This is a genomic window from Streptomyces cinereoruber (assembly GCF_009299385.1).
GTDB classification, from domain to species: domain Bacteria; phylum Actinomycetota; class Actinomycetes; order Streptomycetales; family Streptomycetaceae; genus Streptomyces; species Streptomyces bikiniensis.
In genome coordinates this window covers 498,144-514,674 of sequence record NZ_CP023693.1, presented here as the reverse complement: position 1 = coordinate 514,674, position 16,531 = coordinate 498,144, and the positions used below count along the sequence as shown (strand labels likewise).

Genomic DNA, 16,531 nt, shown 5'->3' with positions numbered 1-16,531 from the left:
AGGGGGCGGACGCGCGCCCCCTCCGCCCCGGTCAGGAGGCCAGGTACGCGACCGTACGGGTGACCGAGTCGTAGTGCCGGGCGGTCGTCCACTCCCCGGCCAGGGCTCCCGGCGCACCGGCGGGCGGGTCGGGGAAGGCCCCGCGCCCCCGGGCGAGCGTGACGTGGGGGACCCAGCGGGCCGGATCGAGGAGGGGGTTCGGCCTGCCGCTCCCCGGCGCCTCGCGCAGGATCCGTCCCACCTCCTCGTGCAGCCGGAGCAGGGCGTCGTCGGGCCGTACGGCCCACGCCAGGACGCGGGTCCGGCCGGAGAACCGCACGAGCCCGTCAAGGCGCAGGGGCACCGGCAGCGCCTCCGCGAGCACGTGGAGCAGCCGGGCGCGCACCTCGCCGGACAGGGCGTCGGCCGAGGCGAGGGTGAGGTGGGGCCGGTTCGTCGGATGGCGGTGCCCGGCCAGACTGGGCAGACCGACGTCCGCCAGAAGCCGCCACGCCTCCCGGACGGCCCGCTCGGTCGCCGCGTCGGGCAGGAGTTCCACACTGTGCACACGGGCAGCCTACGGCCGCGCGCCGCGTGCGGAAGAGCGGTGGCGATGTGACGATGGTGGCCCCGGACGGCGGTGACCGGCAGGTGAAGAGGTCGCCGCTCCGCCGGTCTTCCCGTCGAGGAGTGGGTGCGTCGCATGGACAGGTCCGGACTGATCGAGGCGGTCACGCGCAAGGTGGCGGACGGGGACGCCCCGTCCGCCGAGCAGATCGGCCGCATCGTCGACGCCGTGTTCGGCACGGTCGAGGACGCGGGGGCGATCGCCGAGGCGCTCAAGGAGGGCGTGACGGTCACCCTGCTCGGCTTCGGCAGCTTCCACGACGAGGACGGCGAGGTGGGGCTGCGACCGGGCAAGGCCCTCGACGAGTTCGTCCACGGTCGAGTCGGCTGAGGGCCGAGCGGGCCGATGACGTCCCTGACGCTGCGGGCCGAGGGCCCGGCCCCCGCCGAGGACGTCTGGACGCGGTACGCCGTGCCCGCCCTCTGGCCGACGTGGTCGCCGCAGATCAGGGCGGTACGTGTGGACGGCGGGCGGATCGCGCCCGGCATGAGGGGCGAGGTCGTCTCGTTCCTCGGCGTCTCCGCGCGGTTCGTCGTGGAGTCCGTCGACGAGGAGCGGCGGCGGTGGACGTGGCGGGTCCGCCTCGGGCCGGTGCGCCTGCGGCTGCGGCACGCGGTCCTCGACCGGCCGGCCGGATCGGCCACGACGCTGCGGATCGAGGGCCCGGCCCTCGCCCTCGCGGCGTACGCGGGCCCGGCCCGGTGGGCCATGGGGCGCCTGGTGGGCGAATGGAGACATGCATCCGGTTCGTCATGATTAGTGTGGAGATCATGGCCGACACGCACGAGGACAGCCCGCCGCCCCAGGACGGCCCCACGGGAGACGACGCGGGGCGGGAGGAGGAGCGGACCGCGCCGTCGCACGGCGCCCACGGCCGGCCGCCGAGCCGTTCCGAGCGCTGGACGGCGTTCACCCGCTCGCCCTTCTTCCCGGCGACCGTGCTCGTCCTGATCCTGGCCGCGGCGGCCGCGCTGTTCGCCGGCTCGTACACGTACGCGATGGCGAACCCGACCCCCCGTCACATCCCGACGGCCGTCCTCGGGGCGGCGGACTCGCCGACCGGCAGGACCTTCACCGGGGGGATGGAACGGGCGCTCGACTCCTCGCTCGAACTGCGGCCCTACCGGACGCGCGCCGAGGCGCTGGAGGCGGTGAACGAACAGGAGGTCTTCGCCGTCGTGTCCCTGCGGGACGGCCGCGTGGCCCTCGACGTCGCCGGCGCCTCGGGCGCCTCGGTGGCCCAGCTCCTCGTGGAGTCGGCGGTGGAGGTGGGCCGGGCGACCGGAGTGCCGGTCACGGTCGCGGACGTCAAACCGCTGCAGAAGGGCGACCCGCGCGGCCTCGCGCTGTTCTACATCTCGCTCGCCGCCGTGATCATCGGCTTCGTGGGCGCCATCCAGCTCAGCGTGCACGCGAGGCCGCTGAACCCCGCCGAGCGGATCGCCTTCACCGCGCTCTACGCCCTGCTGGGCGGATTCGCGATCGCGGCGACCGTGGACTGGCTGCTCGGCGCGCTCGACCTGCCGTTCGTCGAGTCGTGGCTGATCCTCGCCCTGACCATGTTCGCCTCCGGCATGGTCTTCTCGATGTTCAACACCCTCATCGGGCGGTGGGCCATGCTCCCGACCTGGGGGCTGATGGTGCTCCTCGGCAACCCCTCCTCGGGCGGCGCGGTGTCCTGGCCGCTGCTGCCGTCGCCGCTCGGGCACATCGGCCAGTGGCTGCCGCCGGGTGCCTCGGTGAACGCGCAGCACACCGCGGTGTACTTCGGCGGCCACCAGCACCTCTTCCCCTTCGTGGTGCTCGCGGGGTGGGCGCTGGTGTCCTCCGCGGTGTTCTGGGTCTGGCGGCACCGCCATCCGGGCGGCCGGGAGCGGGGCGGGGCGCACGCGGCGCCGTGACGCCCCGTTCCGCCCCGCCCCGCTCCCGGCGGCGCCGGCTCCCTACCGCTGCGGGGCCGAAGTGGTCAGGAGCCGGTTGAAGAAGGAGCGGTACTCGCGCAGCGCCACCCGCAGGTCCTCCGTGTCCGCGTCCCGGCCCTCGCTCCACTGCCCTTCGAGGGTGTGCTTGTGGTCGGCGAAGGCCTCCGCCAGCGTCTTCATCACGTCGGCGACGAGCTCGTCGGCCGAGTGGACCGCCTCGCGCGGGTCGTCGACGAACCGCCCCTGGATCTCGCGCCAGCGCTCGCGGTACGCGTCGCCGTCCGCCTTGCCGAGCAGATCCGGAACGTGCTCGTCGTCCCCGTGCCCGGTGGCCTTCGCCAACGGGGCGGGCCGGACGTCCGATGGCCCGGGAGGGGCGGACTTCTCCGCCGGTCCCGGGTCCCGCTCCACGGGGGCGGGGGGTCGGCCGTCCGTCTCGCGCCGGTCGTCGGCTTCGCCCCGGTCGGCCGTTCCGGGCCGCGTGTCCGTCTGCTTGGCCGTCTGCTTGTCCGTCCCGTACGGAGCGGCCTGCGCCGCCCGTTCGGCCGTGTCGTGGTCGCGCATGTGTTCCGCCTCCGCGTCAGGACCGGCGGGAGCCGGTCGGTTCGCCGTCGGTGAGCAGGTCGTCGAAGAGGGCCCGGTAGTGCACCATCGCCTCCCGCAGCTGTTCGGTGGTGGCCGACCGCGAGGAGCTCAGGGCGTGCACCTCCTGGGCGGCCCGGTAGTGCTCCAGCGTGCGGCCGTGCCGCACGGACAGGTCGCGCATCCGCTGCTCGTACTCCTCGGTGGGGTAGCCGCGTTCGTGCATCAGGGCCGTCACCAGCCGGTCGGCCTCGTGCACCGCGCCCTCGGGCGCGTCGACGAACTCCTCCTGGAGCTCCTTCCACCGCTGCGCGTACTGCTCCCTCGTGCCGCTCGACAGCGGCTTGATGTCCAGTTCCTGGTAGCGCCGCTCGCGGGCGCCGAGGTCCTGCTCGGCGGCCCGCCTGCTGCCCGTCTCCTCGACGGCCCGGTCGTACTCGGGCCCGAACCGGTCGCGCAGACGTGCCCGTCGCCTGTGGTTCACCGCGGCGACGGCCACGAGCGCGACCACCACGACGGCGGCAATGACGATGGCCAGGACGATTCCGGTCGACATCGACTCGCACCTCTCGCTGTGTCTTGTCCGTAGCGCCTCGGGTGCCCTGAGCCCCGTACTCCAAACGGACGCGACGTCACGTCCCGGCCCGGCCCCCGGCGCCGAAGGCTCACCCGATCGGCGAGGAGGGCCGCACCACGGGCGAGCCCGTCCTGACGGTCTCCTGACGCCCGCCCGACCCTCCGACGGGCGAGAACGGGACAAGGGTCGGGAACGGGGGGTGACGGTCGGGAACGGGCGAGCCCGGCGTGCAGAATGCCGGACGGCACGTCCCCGACCGGAAGGCACCCCATGAACCTGCCCGCAACAGGCCGCCGCGTCCTCGTCACCGGCGCCTCCCGGGGCCTCGGCAGGGAGGTGGCCCGGGCGTTCGCGGCCAACGGCGACCGGGTCGCCGTCCACTTCGCCTCGCGCGCCGAGGAGGCCCGGGCGACCCTCGACTCCCTCGAAGGGACGGGCCACGTCCTCGTCGGGGGCGACCTCGCGGACCCGGGGACGGCCGCGACCGTGGCCGACACGGCGGCCGAGGCGCTCGGCGGGATCGACGTGCTGGTCAACAACGCGGCGGTGAACCTCCGCCACCCCCTCCCCGAGACCCCCTACGAGGAGTGGGTGGAGGTCTGGCGGCAGCACGTCTCCGTGAACCTGCTCGCGACCGCGCACCTGAGCCACCTCGCGGCCCGGCGCATGATCGACCGGGGGACGGGCGGACGGATCGTCAACATCGGCTCCCGGGGAGCCTTCCGCGGCGAACCCGACCACCCGGCGTACGGGGCGACCAAGGCGGCCGTCCACGCGCTCGGCCAGTCGCTCGCCGTCTCCCTCGCCCCCCACGGGATCGCCGTCGCCTCGGTGGCGCCCGGATTCTTCGCCACCGAGCGCGTCTCACCGCGCCTGGAGGGACCCGAGGGGGCCGCGATCCGCGCCCAGAGCCCCTTCGGGCGCGTGGCCGCCCCCGCCGAGGTCGCGGCGGCCGTCCTGTGGCTCGCCTCCCCCGACGCGGAATGGGCGTCCGGTTCGATCCTCGACCTGAACGGCGCCTCTCACCTGCGGAGTTGACCACCCGCGACCCACGCCGGAACACCGATCCGGAGGAATCGGGGGAGGGGGTGTGGTGCGAAGACACGGGATCGGCGGCGCACGGGGCGCGGATCTCATGGTTTTCACCAGGGGCCACCACCCGGCGGGCCCGGATACGTTCGCGCCGTCCGTGCGTGGTGGGAGGGGAGTCGGCGTGAAGGCTGTGGCGTCCGTACTGGTGGCGGCGGTCCTGTGGGGCACCGTGGGACCGGCGCAGATCTGGGCCGACACCGGGGCGCACCCGGTGTCGCTCGGCGCCGCCCGGATGCTCCTGGGCGGGCTCGTCCTCACGGCCCTCATGGCGCGGCCGGCCGGACTGCGCACCTTACGGCTGCCCGGGACGCGCCGGTGGCTGGTGGTGAGCGTGCTCGTCACGGCCTCCTTCCAGGTCTGCTTCCTCCAGGCGGTCGAGCGCTCCGGGGCGGCCCTTGCGACGGCGGTCGCCTTCGGGACCGTGCCCGTGGTCGGCGGGGCCTGCGGGCTCCTGCTCTCCCGTGAGCGGCCGTCGTCGCGCTGGGCGGCGGGCACGGTCTGCGCCGTCGCGGGCATCGGGCTGCTGCTCCTCCCGGGGGGCGGAGGACGCGCGGACGCGCTCGGCGTCGCGTACGGGGCGGCGGCCGGGGCGAGCTTCGGCGTCTACATCGCCGCCACCAAGGAACTGGGCGCGCACGGGGCCGACCTGGACGCGGCGGCCCCGGTCAGCGTCCTGTGCGCCGGGCTGCTCGTCTCCCCGTACCTCCTGATCGCCCCCGAGGGCCTGGCCACGGCGCGCGGCGCCGCCCTGGTGGGCTGGCTGGGGCTCGGCACCACCGCGCTCGGCTATCTGCTCTTCACCCGGGGGGTCGGTGGGCTCGGCGCCGCCACGGTGGGGACGCTGAGCCTGACGGAACCGCTGGTCGCCACGGTGCTCGGCGTGGCGTTGCTCGGCGAGAGGCCGGGGCCCCTCGCCGCCGCCGGCGCCGCGCTGCTCCTCGGCGGCCTGGTCACGGTCTCCGTGCCGGAGCGCCGCCGGACTCCGGAGGATCACCTGCCGGAGCCGGCCGGGCGCTGACCGCGACGGGCGGTGTCACCGGTCCCGGTAGGCGCGCATGTTCTCCCGTACGGTCGCGGAGAAGAACATCGGACCGATCCCGTCGGCCCTGGCCATCCCCTCCGGCGTCAGCCGGAGGACGCCGCCGCCGTCCCGCAGCCAGTGGCGCCCCAGGAGGGCGTCGAGCTGCGGGGCGAAGTCGTCCTCGAAGCGGCTGCCGAACCGCCGCTCGTAGCCGGCGGTGTCCAGCCCCGACGATTCGAGCAGGTGCTGGAGGACGTACATCCTGCGCCGCTCGTCCCCGTCCATGCGGAACGCCCACTGCGCCCGCCGGAACCGGTCGCTCGGGGTCGCGATGTAGTCGTCGATGATGCGGCGCACCTCGGGGACCGCGACGGCGTAGTCGGTCGTGTAGTGCAGGTCCGTCGTGAAGGAGCGGGCGCCGACGCCGAGCCCGACCATCCCGGCCTGCTGGTTGTACTCGCTGATGCTGCTGCCGTCGGTGTCCTCGACGGCGGCGGTGCCGATCCGGCGGAAGACCCGCATCGAGGTCTGCTCGTAACCGGCCGAGAGGAGGTGGTCGCGGCCGAAGCGGTAAAGGCGCAGCCGCTGGTCGTCCCACTCGGCGGGGCCGGCCGCGTGCCGGGTGCTCAGCCCGGTCAGCGGGCGCACGTAGAGGGGGTAGAGGTAGATCTCCTCGGGCTCCCAGGCGAGGGCGGCGTCGAGCGAGACCTTGAAGGTGCGTTCGGTCTGGCCGTCGATGCCGTAGATGAGGTCGATGTTGAGCACGGGGAACCGCGCGTCCCTGAGGCGGCCCAGGGCTGCCTCGGCCTCCTCCCGCTTCTGCGGACGGACGGCGGCCCGCGCCTCCTCGTCGAGGAAGCTCTGCACGCCGATGCTCAGCCGGGTGGCGCCCCGCTCCGCGAGCACGGCGAGGCGGTCGGCGGTCGCGGTGGCCGGCGAGGTCTCCACCGACCAGGACACCGCCCGCAGGTCGACGCCCATGACGTCCTCGGAGATGTCGCAGAGCCGGACGAGTTCGTCGGCCGTCAGGTAGGTCGGCGTGCCGCCGCCGAAGGCCGCGAGGGTGAACCGTAACGGCCGGCCCTGGGCGTCGAGGGCCTCCCGGGTGACCCGTGCCTGCCGCTCCAGGGTGTCGAGGAAGGCGCCGGTCACCTCCTCGGGGGCGCCGGTGCGGGTGAAGAGGTTGCAGAAGCCGCACCGCATCTCGCAGAACGGTATGTGCGCGTAGAAGGAGAGGGCGTCGAGGCGCTCGCCCGCCCACAGGTCGCTCAGGAGCGGACCGTCGTCGAGAAGGCGGTAGGCCTTCTGGTGCGGATAGGCGTACACGTACTGCTGGTAGGGGCTCTCCTCCTCGGAGGCGGCGGGGAGGGAGGGCCGGGTGGACGGCGACGGAAGCATGACTGGCTTGCCCATGGCGCGAAGTGACTCACTCTCGGACGACGACGTCACTTTGGGTGACAGCTCGGGACCCTAGGGCGACCGTCGTGTCGGCATCTGTAGTGCGAACGCCACAAAATCGGTTTCGCCGCATGGATTTTCGTATGCACTTTTCGTGAAGAAGGTTCTTTCCTTCCAAATGCCTTCGTTTGTCCGGCGGTCGGGGCGGCGGAACCGCCCGGTCCGGGTGGCGGGAGAGGCGGCTTGTGGAGTTGGGTGTCCGCCATGAAGCGACTTCTCGTCGCCGCCGGCGGTGGCGGTGACGCCATCACGGCGGCCATGGTGCACGCGGCGCTGTACGGGCCGGACACCCCGGCACTGGTGCTCACCTACGCCTGGGAGAGGCTGGTCGTCGACCCCGTCCCCGGCCCGCGCGGCGCCGCGGACTTCACCGGCACCCTCACGCCCGCGCCGGACCTGACCCTCATCACCCCGCGGACCGCGCCGAAGGCACCGGCCGGCTCGCTGCTGCCCCGTCTGGCCGCGCAACTGCGCCCCGCCCTGGGGCTCCTCGACCCCCACGGCGGCACGCTCGGCCTCGCCCGCCAGATCGACGCGGCGGCCCGCTGGTGCGGAGCCGACCGGATCGACCTCGTGGACGTGGGCGGGGACATCGTGGCGCGGGGGGACGAACCGACCCTGCGCAGCCCCCTCGGCGACGCGCTGGCCCTGGCGGCCTGCGCCGCGACGGGCATCCCCACGACCGTGTACGTCGCGGGGCCCGGCCTGGACAACGAAGTGCCCCTGCCCCTCCTGATGCCCCGTCTGGGCGCACCGGCCCTCACCCTCGCCCCCGAGGACACCGAGGGCGTCCTCGCCGTCTTCGACTGGCACCCGTCCGAGGCCGGCGCCGTGCTCGTCGCGGCGGCCCGGGGCGTGCGCGGTGTCTGCGGCACCCGCGACGCCCCCCGCCCCCTGGTCCTCGACGACTCCGCGCGCCAGGTGCACCGGCTCACCCGCGAGGAGGCGCTCCGGCTCAACCCGCTGGCGAGGGCGCTCGACCGCTGCTCCGGCCTGGAAGCCGCCGAGGAGGTGTCGTACGAGGTCTGCGGCTTCTCCGAGATCGCGCGCGAACGGCGACGGGCCGCGGCGGCACCCGCCGTGCCGTCCCCGCGCCCGCCGGCGGACCCCGACACCCTCCTCGCCCGGTTCACCGCCTGGGAGCGGTCCCGACTGGCCGAGGGCCTCGACTACGTCACCACCCGCAGGATCACCGAGGAACTCGCCCTCACCCCTCCGGAGGCCGCCGGCCTCCACCGGACCCTGCGGGCGGAGGCGCCACAGCGCCGCGTACCCCCGCTCTGGCGCCTGGCGGGCGCCTGACCCTCCCCCCGGTCGCGTGCTTCGCGCACGCCGTTTCCCGGAACTCCTTCGGGGCAGCCGCGCTCACGCGCCGTACCACCGAGAGGGAGCCGACATGACCGAGCAGATCGCCCCCGGCACCGCCCGGCCCGACGGAGCCGGACGGAGGGAGGAGGAGGGGGTCCGCGCCGGTCTCTTCACCCGCTCCTACGGCCCTCCGCCACGGGCGGACGGGACGACCGTGGTCCTGGTGCACGGACTCGGCCTCTCCGGGCGGTACTTCGCTCCGCTGGCACGGCGTCTCGCGGCGGACGGAACCCCCGTGCTCGTGCCGGACCTGCCGGGCAACGCGCGGTCACGGGCCGCCGCCCGCCGGATGCCCGACGTGGAACGGGCCGCCGACGCCCTGGCCCGCTGGCACCGGCGGCTCTCCCCGGGGCCGAGCCTGCTGGTGGCCAACTCGGTCGGCTGCCAGGTGGCCGCGGCCCTCGCCGTCCGCCACCCCCGGCTGGTCCGGCGGCTCGTACTGCTCGGTCCGGCGCTCGAACCGGGCGTGTCGGGCCTCCGCCACTGCGGCCGGCTCCTCGCGGACGCGCCCCGGGAACCGCTCTCCCTGCTCGTGACGGCCGCGACGGACTACCTGCTCACCGGCCCCCTCCGCTTCGCCGCGTCCCTGCGGCACGCCCTGCGGGACGCGGCCGGGGCATTCGAGGGGCATCTGGCCCGGGTCGCCGTGCCGACGCTCGTGATCCGCGGCGCCGGTGACACCATCGCCTCCCACGCCTGGATCCGGCGCGCGGCCCGGCTGGTCCCCGACGGGCGCGCGGCCGACCTCCCGGGCGCCGCGCACGCGGCGCACTACAGCGCGCCGGAGGCCGTGGCCGGGCTGATCGAGGAATTCGCGGCGGAAGAGACGGAAGAGACGGAGAACGCATGACGCCCTCGCACATCCCGCGGTCACCCGACCGCCGGCCGTCCACGCCCCGCCGGTCGCCGTGGCTGCGCCTCCTGCCCGGCATCTCCTCCGAGCGCCGCGGCTTCGTCCTGGCGTGGTGGGGCTTCGCCCTCACCTTCGGCGGAATGCGCCTGCTCACCTGGCTGATCCACATCGACGTGGCCGGCATCGGCGACGTGCAGGCCGGGGGAGTGCACATCCACCACTACGTGTGGGGGATCCTGCTGCTCGCCGTGGTGGGCGCGGCGGGCCTCGTGGAACGCTCGGCACGCGCGCGTGCCTGGATGGGTCTCGCCTACGGCGTCGGCATGGCCCTGATCGTCGACGAGGCGGCACTGCTGATCAGCCTGGAGGACGTCTACTGGGACACCGAGGGCTGGGTGAGCATCGCCCTGGCCCTCGCGGTGATCGCCGTCGTGGGAGGGGTGCTGGCGTCGACGCGGGGGCGACGGCCCCCGGCGCGGGACCGGGGCGACGACTGAAACGGTCCGACGCCGCCGAACCGGCCCCGGCTGTCGAGGGCCTACCGCCCGCCCGTGGAGCGCATGTTCTCGCGGTACCGCGAGGGCGAGACCCCGTAGTGGTCGGCGAACGCCTTGCGCAGTGACTCCGACGTGCCGAAGCCGCAGCGCACGGCCACCGAGGACAGGGGGAGCGCGGTGGTCACCAGGAGCTGCGCGGCCGCCTCGGTACGGACGGCGCGGACGTACCGGCCGGGCGACTGCCCCAGGTGCTCCGTGAACAGCCGGGTGAGGTGGCGGGGCGTCATCCCCGCCCGGGCGGCCAGGACCGGTGTACTGAGGTCGTCGTGGGGACGGGCGGCGATGTGTGCGACGAGGGCGCGGACCGTGTCGTCCCGGGGCGGGGGCGCTGCCGTGAAGAGGCTCATCTGGGTCTGGTTGCCGGGCCGCTGCATGTAGACGACGAGGTGCCGGGCGACCCGGCGCGCCAGGTCGGAGCCGTGGTCCTCCTCGACGAACGCCAGGGTCAGGTCGAGCGCGCTGGTGACGCCCGCCGACGTGTACACGTTCCCGTCGCGGATCCACAGCGGCGCCGGGTCGACCGAGACGCCCGGATGCCGCGCGGCCAGCCGGGGAGCGAACTGCCAGTGCGTGGTGGCCCGCCGGCCGTCGAGGAGCCCCGCCGCGGCCAGGACGCCCGCGCCCGTGCACACGGAGGCCACCCGGCGGCTCTCCCGGGCGAGGCGCCTGACGTGCCCGACGAGACGTGCGTCCGCGGCGAACCGGTCGACGCCCAGGCCGCCCGAGACGACGAGCGTGTCCAGCGGCCCCCTCGTACGCTCCAGCGACTCGTCGCTGCCCAGCGTGAGCCCGGTGCCGCAGCGGATGGCGCCCCCGCCGGGCCCGACCACCCGCACCCGGTACGGCACGTCGACGTCCCCGAGCCCGTTCGCCATGGCGAGCCCCGTCGTCACACAGGCGATGTCGAGCAGCTCGGCCGCCTCGAAACCGACGACGGCCACCAGGCGCTCAGCGCGTCCCCCCATGCGAACGACCCTATCCCGCACGGACATCCACCCCAAGCGGACGGACGTACGGAGCCGGCAACCGCCCCGGCCCGCCCGCCGCCCCGGACAGTGGACGCCATGACGATCCGCTTCCTCGCCCACCGTCGGCCGACCCTGCTCGCCCTCGCCCTGACCCTCGTCACCTTCGTCGACGGTGCCCCGCCGACCGGCTTCCTCGCCGCGCTGCTCGTGGTCATGCCCCTCTGCTACCTGGGCTTCGGGGCGGCCCGGGGAGAGCTCCGCGACCGGCGGACGCTCGCCCTCCAGCTCGCCGGTCTCGTCGCCTTCTGCGCGGCGGCCGCACTCGTCCTCTCCCTGGACGGCCGGGCCGCCCTGTACGTCCTGGCCGCCGGCTGGCTGGCCCACGGCCTGTGGGACCTCGTCCACCACCGCTCGGGCCGCGTCGTGCCCCGGGCCTGGTCGGAGTGGTGCGGCGTCGTCGACGTCTCGGGCGCGCTCGCGATCCTCCTGCTGGCCTGAGCGACCGGCCGGCGGGCTTGAAGCGCACGACACCGGGTACCGGAACGCGTACAAAAGAGGTCGTACGACAACGAACCGCGAGGAAGAGGGACGCATGTCGCAGCACCGCGCCACCGAGGGGAACGCCGACCACCCGAGGACCGCCGCCGAGGAGGTCCTGAAGGAGTTCGAGGAGGCCGAGACGGACGTACGGGAGGAGCCGCGCCCCGGCGAGGACGGCGAGGCCGCCGACGCCCTCACGCCCAGCCGGAGCGCGCAGGAGGACGCCCGGCGGCGCGCGGGCGGGGACCGGGGGGCCGGGTCGGGGGACGACGAGTAACCCGCCCCCCCCGCAACACCCACGACGCCCCCGCGCCGCCGGACCCCGGCCGGCGCGGGGGCGTCCGCGCTCACCGGGACCCGGGCCGGCCCGCCGGCTCCGGGTCGTCCGTCGTGATCTCGGGCTCCAGGCCCTCGGCGGGGGTCGTGCGGGACCGGCCGACGTCGCCGCGCCACGCCTCGAAGGCGAGCGTGGTCGCCGTGACCACGGCGACGCCGAGCAGCCAGCCGCCGACCACGTCGCTCACCCAGTGCACGCCGAGCGCGACGCGCGTGTAGCCCACCCCGAGCACCGCCACCGCGGCCAGGACCCACGGCAGCGGCCGCCACGCGCGCGGCACCAGCGGCAGCAGGACGAGCAGCAGGACGGCGCAGGAGGTCACGGCCGTCATGGAGTGCCCGGAGGGGAAGGAGAAGCCGGGCGCGTGGGAGACGGGATCCGGCAGGTGCGGCCGGGCGCGCTCGACCACGTTCTTCACCAGCAGGCCCACGAGCCCGCCGGCGGTCGCCGTGACGGCCGCCCACGCGGCCAGCCGGAAGGCCCGCCGCCACAGGAGCCACACCACCACCCCGGCCACCAGGATCCGCATCGTCGCGGGACCCCACGCCACGTGCGTGAGGAAGTCGAGCACCCGCACCCAGGCGGGGTGTTCGAGCGCGGAGCGGTGCAGCCGCTCGGCCACGCCCTGGTCGAGCCGGTGCAGCGGGGCCCAGTGCGACTCCACCAGGACCAGCGCGAGGGAGAACGGGACGGCCGCCAGGGCGGTGAGGACCGTGCCCGCGAGCAGCCGCGCGCCGAACCGGGCGTCGGGCCCGCCGTGTCGGGCCGCGAGCCGTGCGAGACGGCCGCGCCGGGGCCGGGGGGAACGCTCTGTCATGGTCGGTACGGTTCCTTTCCGTGGTACGCGGGCGGAGGGTGGGGGAGCGGGTCAGACCCCGGGGTCCTCGCTGATCGGGGCGTCCACCCCTGCCCGTACGGCCTCCAGTTGGGCCGCGAAGGACAGGCCCAGGAAGAGCGAGAGCGACGTGAGGTACGACCACAGCAGCAGCGCCACGAACGCGCTCAGCGGGCCGTACACGGTGGTGAAGGAGCCGCCGGAGCCGACGTACAGGCTCAGGCCCCAGGTCGCGCCCAGCCACAGCAGCAGGTGGACGGCGGCGCCGAAGGCCAGCCAGGTGTGGCCCGGCTGGGGGCGCCGGGGCGAGCGGCGGAAGACGACGCTGGTGGCGAGGACGGCCAGCAGGATCCCGACGGGCCAGCGCAGCAGGTCCCACGCGAGGCGGGTGCCGGGGCCGAGGTGGTAGACCTCGATCAGGGCGTGGCTCAGGTCGGAGCCCAGGACGGTGACGCAGAAGCTCAGCCCGAGGGGCAGCCCGGCCAGCAGGGACATCACGAGCCCGCGGGCGTACTTGTGGAGGAACGGGCGGTCGCGCTCGACGCCGTAGATGCGGTTGGCGCCGCGCTCCACCTGGCACATGCCGGTGGTGACGTTGGAGATCGAGAACAGCAGGCCGAACCAGAGGGCGAGCGCGCCGCCGTCCCCGGCGTGCCGCCGGCTCGCCCGCAGGGCGTCGTCCACGACGTCCTGGCTGGGGCCGCTGATCCGGCGGATCAGCAGCTCGGCGATCCGCCCGACGTCCTCGGTGTGCAGCACCCCCGACAGCCCTATGACCGCGATGGCGAAGGGGAGGATCGCCAGGACGGTCTGCAGGGCGAGGGCCCGGGAGTGGCTGAACCCGTCGGCGTACCGGAACCGCACGAAGGAGTCCCGTACGAGGGCCCAGCCCCCGTAGCGGCGGAGCGTGGCCCAGGCGTCCTCCCCGGACAGGGTCTCGCCCTGCAGCCGCAGTTCGGCCTCCACGGCCCTGATCTCACCGAGCCGCGGTACGCGCGTCGCGGTGCCCATGCTCCGCCACCTCCCCTCCGGTCCGGCCCTGCGCGCCGATCCGCGTCGGCGCGGGCAGGCACACCCGCAGCGCTCCCGGCTCGACCTCCGCCGTCAGCCGGGTGCCCGCCGGGAGGACGTCGCCGTCGAGTTCGCGCGGCTGGGGACGGGAGAAGCGGAGGTCGACGCGGGTCGCGCCGAAGTACTCCAGCGCGCCGTGCGCCGCGGTCCGCTCCCGGGTCCCGGACGCGCGGGAACGGCCCGGCGCCCGGGAGGCGAGGTATCCGGCGGCGGCGAGCCATCCGGTCACCCCGCGCGGGTCGAGCAGGACGACTTCGAGCCGGCCGCTGTCGGGCCGGGCCTCCGGCAGCAGCGGCAGCCCGCCCTGCAGGGAGCCGACGTTGCCGATGACGACCATGCGGGCCCGCCGTTCCAGCGGGGCGCCCCCGTCGAGCCGGAGCGAGAGGCGCATCCGGGGGTCCCGCAGGTGCCGCGCGGCCGAGAGGACGTACGCGGCCCAGCCCAGGCGCTCCTTGAGCCGCGGCGAGGCGTCCCGGACCATGGCGGCGTCGAACCCGGCGCCCGCCATGACCGCGAACCGGGTCGGCGCGAGGCCGTCGCCCCGTATCCGGCCCACGTCGAGGCCGACGGCCCGCCCGGACAGGGCCTCCCGCAGCGCGGCCACCGGTTCGACCGGCAGGCCCAGGTTGCGGGCGAGGAGGTTCCCCGTACCGCAGGGGACGATCGCGAGGGGGATCCCGGTCCCGGCCACCAGATCGGCGCAGGCGCGCACGGTGCCGTCCCCGCCGCAGACGACGACCAGGTCGACCGGCCCGACCGGTTCAGCCGGTCCGGCCGGATCCGCGTCCGCTCCGGTCAGGTGCGGGACGAGGCCGCCGGAAGGGTCCTCGGGCGTCGTGTCGGTCCACCGCTGCTCCGGGTACCCGTGCCGGCGCAGTGCGGTCCGCACCCGGGCGGCGGTCGCGTCGTCGCACGCGTGCGGGTGGCGCACCACGACGGCCCGCCGCGTGCCGGGGGCGGCCGGCTCCGTTTCCGCCTCGCCCTTCCGGGCGTCCGGCAGCAGCGCGGCCCCGACGACCAGCAGCGTGCAGGCGCCGTTCAGGAGTCCCGCCACCACGTCGGAGGGGTGGTGCATGCCCCGGTACAGCCGGGAGAACGCCACCGCGAGGGGGACCAGCAGGAGGAGCCCCACCACGAGGTTCCGCCACGCGCCCCGCAGGCGCCGGGCCGCGAGCACGGCGAGGCCCCCGTAGAGCGCCGCGGAGGCCCCGACGTGGCCGGAGGGGAAACTGGAGGTCGGTGGCGCCCCGTCCAGGTGGGGCACGTCGGGACGGTCGCGGTTCACGACGAGGGTGACGAGCAGGAAGACCGCGGACTGCGCGGCCACGGACACGGCCAGGAACCCGGCCTCCCACCACCGGGGCGCCCGGGGGACGAGGAGCAGGCCCAGGACGCACAGCAGCGTCAGGCCGATCACGGTCTGCGTGTCGGCCACCAGGGACAGCCAGTCGGTGAGCGAGGTCGCGGAGGGGGCCCGGCGGTCGGCCAGGGCGCGGTTGACGTCGTCCTCCGCGGACAGCGGCCAGTGGTGCGCCAGGGGCCCGGTGACCAGAAGTCCCAGCGCGGCGACCAGGACCGCCTGCACGGGCAGCAGCAGGAGCGCGCGCCCCGGTCTGGCCCCCGCGTCGTGTGCGTTCGTCATTGCCGCCGTGTTACCCGCCGGGAGCGGGTCATGCGCGGGCCGTCAGCGCCGCTCCCGGCGGGGCCGTTCACGGACGCGACGGCCCGCGTCCCCCCGGAACGCGGGCCGTCCGTACGTCAGATGCCGCAGCTGGAGGCGGACCAGAAGCGGCTGGGGCGGTGGTCGACGTGGGCGTGGTCGCCGTGGCCCGGGTAGCCGGGCCCGAGGATGCCGTTGAAGCCGTGGTTGCGGGCCTGCTGCGCGAGTCGGCACAGCGAGTGGGGCCCGGCGCCCAGGTCGGCCGCGTCACCGTACAGATGGCGGCTGGAGGAGGCCCCGCCGACCGCGCTGTTGCAGGCCTGGCTCCGGAAGCCGCTGGTGACGCGGATGGGCTGGTCGCCGAGGGCGTGCCGCAGGGCCTCCAGCTTCCACATGGTGCGCAGGGCGTTGGACCTGGCGGTGGCCGCGCTCACCGCGCCCCCGGCCCAGGTGCTGTTGCAGTTGTTCAGCTCCGCGTAGGAGAAGTGGACGGGGGTGCAGTCGTCGTCCTGGAGGGCGTAGATCTTGTTGAACGTCGCGGGCCCCGCGACGCCGTCGGCGGCCAGCCCGTAGGCGGCCTGGAAGCGCTTGACCGCTGCGGCGGTCGCCGGCCCGTAGGAGCCGTCGATGCCGAGCACCGCGCCGTGACCGGGGTAGCCGGCCACTCGGATCTGGAGCGCCGTGACGTCGGCGCCGGACGCCCCCTGGGAGAGGGTGCGCGACCAGGTGTAGCAGCCGTCGGCCTGCGCGGTGCCCGCGGTGGCCACCACCCCGGTCAACGATGCCGCCATGAGCATGACAATGGAGAGGAGGAAGCGCAGGGGAAGGGAGCGTGCGGTGCGGTCGGCCATCGGGCCTCCAATGCCTCACGAATCGGATGCGGACGCGGTCCAGGACGCGCGCGTGGAGGACGTGATCCACGGCGCGGGCACTCAGAGACTGGCGGCCCGGTCGACGCGCGTCAACCCGCCGGGGCCGCCGCCATTTGTCCGCCCAATGACGGCAGCGGAACGACACCCCCGCTTCACGCGGCCGGCCCTCCGCCTTCACCCGGCACCGGCCCCACCCCGGAACCGGACTCGG

The 16,531-nt window shown here is 75.1% G+C and carries 19 protein-coding genes; 10 read left to right on the top strand and 9 right to left on the bottom strand.

Going from position 1 to position 16,531, the window contains the following annotated elements:
• Positions 1-31 precede the first annotated feature (31 nt).
• Positions 32-547, bottom strand: a complete 516-nt coding sequence (locus tag CP977_RS02445) for a 2'-5' RNA ligase family protein (RefSeq protein WP_152369521.1) — start codon at positions 545-547, stop codon at positions 32-34.
• A 135-nt stretch (positions 548-682) separates the two neighbouring features.
• Between CP977_RS02445 and CP977_RS02440 the strand changes: the two genes are divergently transcribed.
• Genes CP977_RS02440 through CP977_RS02430 form a run of 3 tightly spaced genes read left to right on the top strand, consistent with a single transcriptional unit; the run spans position 683 to position 2,508 of the window.
• On the top strand, positions 683-937 hold the full coding sequence (locus tag CP977_RS02440; protein WP_062761176.1) for an HU family DNA-binding protein: 255 nt from the start codon (positions 683-685) through the stop codon (positions 935-937).
• 15 nt (positions 938-952) lie between these two features.
• Positions 953-1,363, top strand: a complete 411-nt coding sequence (locus CP977_RS02435; RefSeq protein ID WP_167308999.1) for an SRPBCC family protein — start codon at positions 953-955, stop codon at positions 1,361-1,363.
• A gap of 14 nt (positions 1,364-1,377) precedes the next feature.
• A complete protein-coding gene (locus CP977_RS02430) occupies positions 1,378-2,508 on the top strand; it encodes an ABC-2 transporter permease (RefSeq protein WP_062761293.1) in 1,131 nt (376 codons plus the stop codon).
• A gap of 42 nt (positions 2,509-2,550) precedes the next feature.
• On the opposite strand, the gene CP977_RS34420 is transcribed toward CP977_RS02430, so the two are convergent.
• A complete protein-coding gene (locus tag CP977_RS34420; protein ID WP_183953296.1) occupies positions 2,551-3,093 on the bottom strand; it encodes a hypothetical protein in 543 nt (180 codons plus the stop codon).
• Positions 3,094-3,109: 16 nt separating this feature from the next.
• Positions 3,110-3,667 (bottom strand): hypothetical protein, encoded by a 558-nt coding sequence (locus CP977_RS02420; RefSeq protein WP_062761172.1) that lies wholly within the window; start codon positions 3,665-3,667, stop codon positions 3,110-3,112.
• Positions 3,668-3,958: 291 nt separating this feature from the next.
• On the opposite strand from CP977_RS02420, the gene CP977_RS02415 reads away from it, so the two are divergent.
• Positions 3,959-4,726: an SDR family NAD(P)-dependent oxidoreductase gene (locus CP977_RS02415; RefSeq protein WP_062761169.1), complete on the top strand. Its 768-nt coding sequence runs from the start codon at positions 3,959-3,961 to the stop codon at positions 4,724-4,726.
• Positions 4,727-4,901: 175 nt separating this feature from the next.
• Entirely contained in the window at positions 4,902-5,798 is an 897-nt protein-coding gene (locus tag CP977_RS02410) for a DMT family transporter (protein WP_063915315.1), read from the top strand.
• A 15-nt stretch (positions 5,799-5,813) separates the two neighbouring features.
• Here CP977_RS02410 and CP977_RS02405 read toward each other — a convergent pair whose 3' ends face one another.
• Positions 5,814-7,199: an STM4012 family radical SAM protein gene (locus CP977_RS02405; protein WP_062761165.1), complete on the bottom strand. Its 1,386-nt coding sequence runs from the start codon at positions 7,197-7,199 to the stop codon at positions 5,814-5,816.
• A gap of 264 nt (positions 7,200-7,463) precedes the next feature.
• Between CP977_RS02405 and CP977_RS02400 the strand changes: the two genes are divergently transcribed.
• The 3 genes from CP977_RS02400 (at position 7,464) to CP977_RS02390 (ending at position 9,977) form a co-directional block, all read left to right on the top strand.
• A complete protein-coding gene (locus tag CP977_RS02400) occupies positions 7,464-8,561 on the top strand; it encodes a DUF1152 domain-containing protein (protein ID WP_063915327.1) in 1,098 nt (365 codons plus the stop codon).
• A 94-nt stretch (positions 8,562-8,655) separates the two neighbouring features.
• A complete protein-coding gene (locus CP977_RS02395) occupies positions 8,656-9,477 on the top strand; it encodes an alpha/beta fold hydrolase (protein WP_062761163.1) in 822 nt (273 codons plus the stop codon).
• Complete coding sequence (locus CP977_RS02390; protein ID WP_062761161.1) at positions 9,474-9,977, top strand: hypothetical protein; 504 nt, start codon at positions 9,474-9,476, stop codon at positions 9,975-9,977. The genes CP977_RS02395 and CP977_RS02390 overlap by 4 nt, the downstream gene beginning before the upstream one ends.
• Positions 9,978-10,018: 41 nt before the next feature.
• On the opposite strand, the gene CP977_RS02385 is transcribed toward CP977_RS02390, so the two are convergent.
• On the bottom strand, positions 10,019-11,002 hold the full coding sequence (locus tag CP977_RS02385; protein WP_183953295.1) for a GlxA family transcriptional regulator: 984 nt from the start codon (positions 11,000-11,002) through the stop codon (positions 10,019-10,021).
• A gap of 99 nt (positions 11,003-11,101) precedes the next feature.
• On the opposite strand from CP977_RS02385, the gene CP977_RS02380 reads away from it, so the two are divergent.
• Both CP977_RS02380 and CP977_RS02375 read left to right on the top strand, forming a co-directional pair.
• Positions 11,102-11,503, top strand: coding sequence for a hypothetical protein (locus tag CP977_RS02380; protein WP_109186287.1), 402 nt, complete (start codon positions 11,102-11,104; stop codon positions 11,501-11,503).
• 94 nt (positions 11,504-11,597) lie between these two features.
• Positions 11,598-11,822, top strand: a complete 225-nt coding sequence (locus CP977_RS02375; protein ID WP_062761157.1) for a hypothetical protein — start codon at positions 11,598-11,600, stop codon at positions 11,820-11,822.
• Between the two features lie 70 nt (positions 11,823-11,892).
• On the opposite strand, the gene CP977_RS02370 is transcribed toward CP977_RS02375, so the two are convergent.
• The 4 genes from CP977_RS02370 to CP977_RS02355 all read right to left on the bottom strand — a co-directional run bounded on the left by CP977_RS02370 (position 11,893) and on the right by CP977_RS02355 (position 16,299).
• On the bottom strand, positions 11,893-12,699 hold the full coding sequence (locus tag CP977_RS02370; RefSeq protein WP_062761155.1) for a phosphatase PAP2 family protein: 807 nt from the start codon (positions 12,697-12,699) through the stop codon (positions 11,893-11,895).
• A 51-nt stretch (positions 12,700-12,750) separates the two neighbouring features.
• Positions 12,751-13,728, bottom strand: a complete 978-nt coding sequence (locus CP977_RS02365; protein WP_062761153.1) for a YihY/virulence factor BrkB family protein — start codon at positions 13,726-13,728, stop codon at positions 12,751-12,753.
• Positions 13,694-15,430, bottom strand: coding sequence for a bifunctional phosphatase PAP2/diacylglycerol kinase family protein (locus CP977_RS02360; protein WP_152369520.1), 1,737 nt, complete (start codon positions 15,428-15,430; stop codon positions 13,694-13,696). Before CP977_RS02360 ends, CP977_RS02365 begins: the two co-directional genes overlap by 35 nt.
• Positions 15,431-15,546: 116 nt before the next feature.
• Positions 15,547-16,299: a D-Ala-D-Ala carboxypeptidase family metallohydrolase gene (locus CP977_RS02355; RefSeq protein WP_062761151.1), complete on the bottom strand. Its 753-nt coding sequence runs from the start codon at positions 16,297-16,299 to the stop codon at positions 15,547-15,549.
• Between the last annotated feature and the right edge of the window lie 232 nt (positions 16,300-16,531).

Coding starts and splice junctions, on each gene's coding strand:
- CP977_RS02440 (WP_062761176.1), top strand. CDS start 683: ATGGACAGGTCCGGACTGATCGAGGCGGTCACGCGCAAGGTGGCGGAC.
- CP977_RS02435 (WP_167308999.1), top strand. CDS start 953: ATGACGTCCCTGACGCTGCGGGCCGAGGGCCCGGCCCCCGCCGAGGAC.
- CP977_RS02430 (WP_062761293.1), top strand. CDS start 1,378: ATGGCCGACACGCACGAGGACAGCCCGCCGCCCCAGGACGGCCCCACG.
- CP977_RS34420 (WP_183953296.1), bottom strand. CDS start 3,093: ATGCGCGACCACGACACGGCCGAACGGGCGGCGCAGGCCGCTCCGTAC.
- CP977_RS02420 (WP_062761172.1), bottom strand. CDS start 3,667: ATGTCGACCGGAATCGTCCTGGCCATCGTCATTGCCGCCGTCGTGGTG.
- CP977_RS02415 (WP_062761169.1), top strand. CDS start 3,959: ATGAACCTGCCCGCAACAGGCCGCCGCGTCCTCGTCACCGGCGCCTCC.
- CP977_RS02405 (WP_062761165.1), bottom strand. CDS start 7,199: ATGCTTCCGTCGCCGTCCACCCGGCCCTCCCTCCCCGCCGCCTCCGAG.
- CP977_RS02400 (WP_063915327.1), top strand. CDS start 7,464: ATGAAGCGACTTCTCGTCGCCGCCGGCGGTGGCGGTGACGCCATCACG.
- CP977_RS02395 (WP_062761163.1), top strand. CDS start 8,656: ATGACCGAGCAGATCGCCCCCGGCACCGCCCGGCCCGACGGAGCCGGA.
- CP977_RS02390 (WP_062761161.1), top strand. CDS start 9,474: ATGACGCCCTCGCACATCCCGCGGTCACCCGACCGCCGGCCGTCCACG.
- CP977_RS02385 (WP_183953295.1), bottom strand. CDS start 11,002: ATGGGGGGACGCGCTGAGCGCCTGGTGGCCGTCGTCGGTTTCGAGGCG.
- CP977_RS02380 (WP_109186287.1), top strand. CDS start 11,102: ATGACGATCCGCTTCCTCGCCCACCGTCGGCCGACCCTGCTCGCCCTC.
- CP977_RS02375 (WP_062761157.1), top strand. CDS start 11,598: ATGTCGCAGCACCGCGCCACCGAGGGGAACGCCGACCACCCGAGGACC.
- CP977_RS02370 (WP_062761155.1), bottom strand. CDS start 12,699: ATGACAGAGCGTTCCCCCCGGCCCCGGCGCGGCCGTCTCGCACGGCTC.
- CP977_RS02365 (WP_062761153.1), bottom strand. CDS start 13,728: ATGGGCACCGCGACGCGCGTACCGCGGCTCGGTGAGATCAGGGCCGTG.
- CP977_RS02360 (WP_152369520.1), bottom strand. CDS start 15,430: ATGACGAACGCACACGACGCGGGGGCCAGACCGGGGCGCGCGCTCCTG.
- CP977_RS02355 (WP_062761151.1), bottom strand. CDS start 16,299: ATGGCCGACCGCACCGCACGCTCCCTTCCCCTGCGCTTCCTCCTCTCC.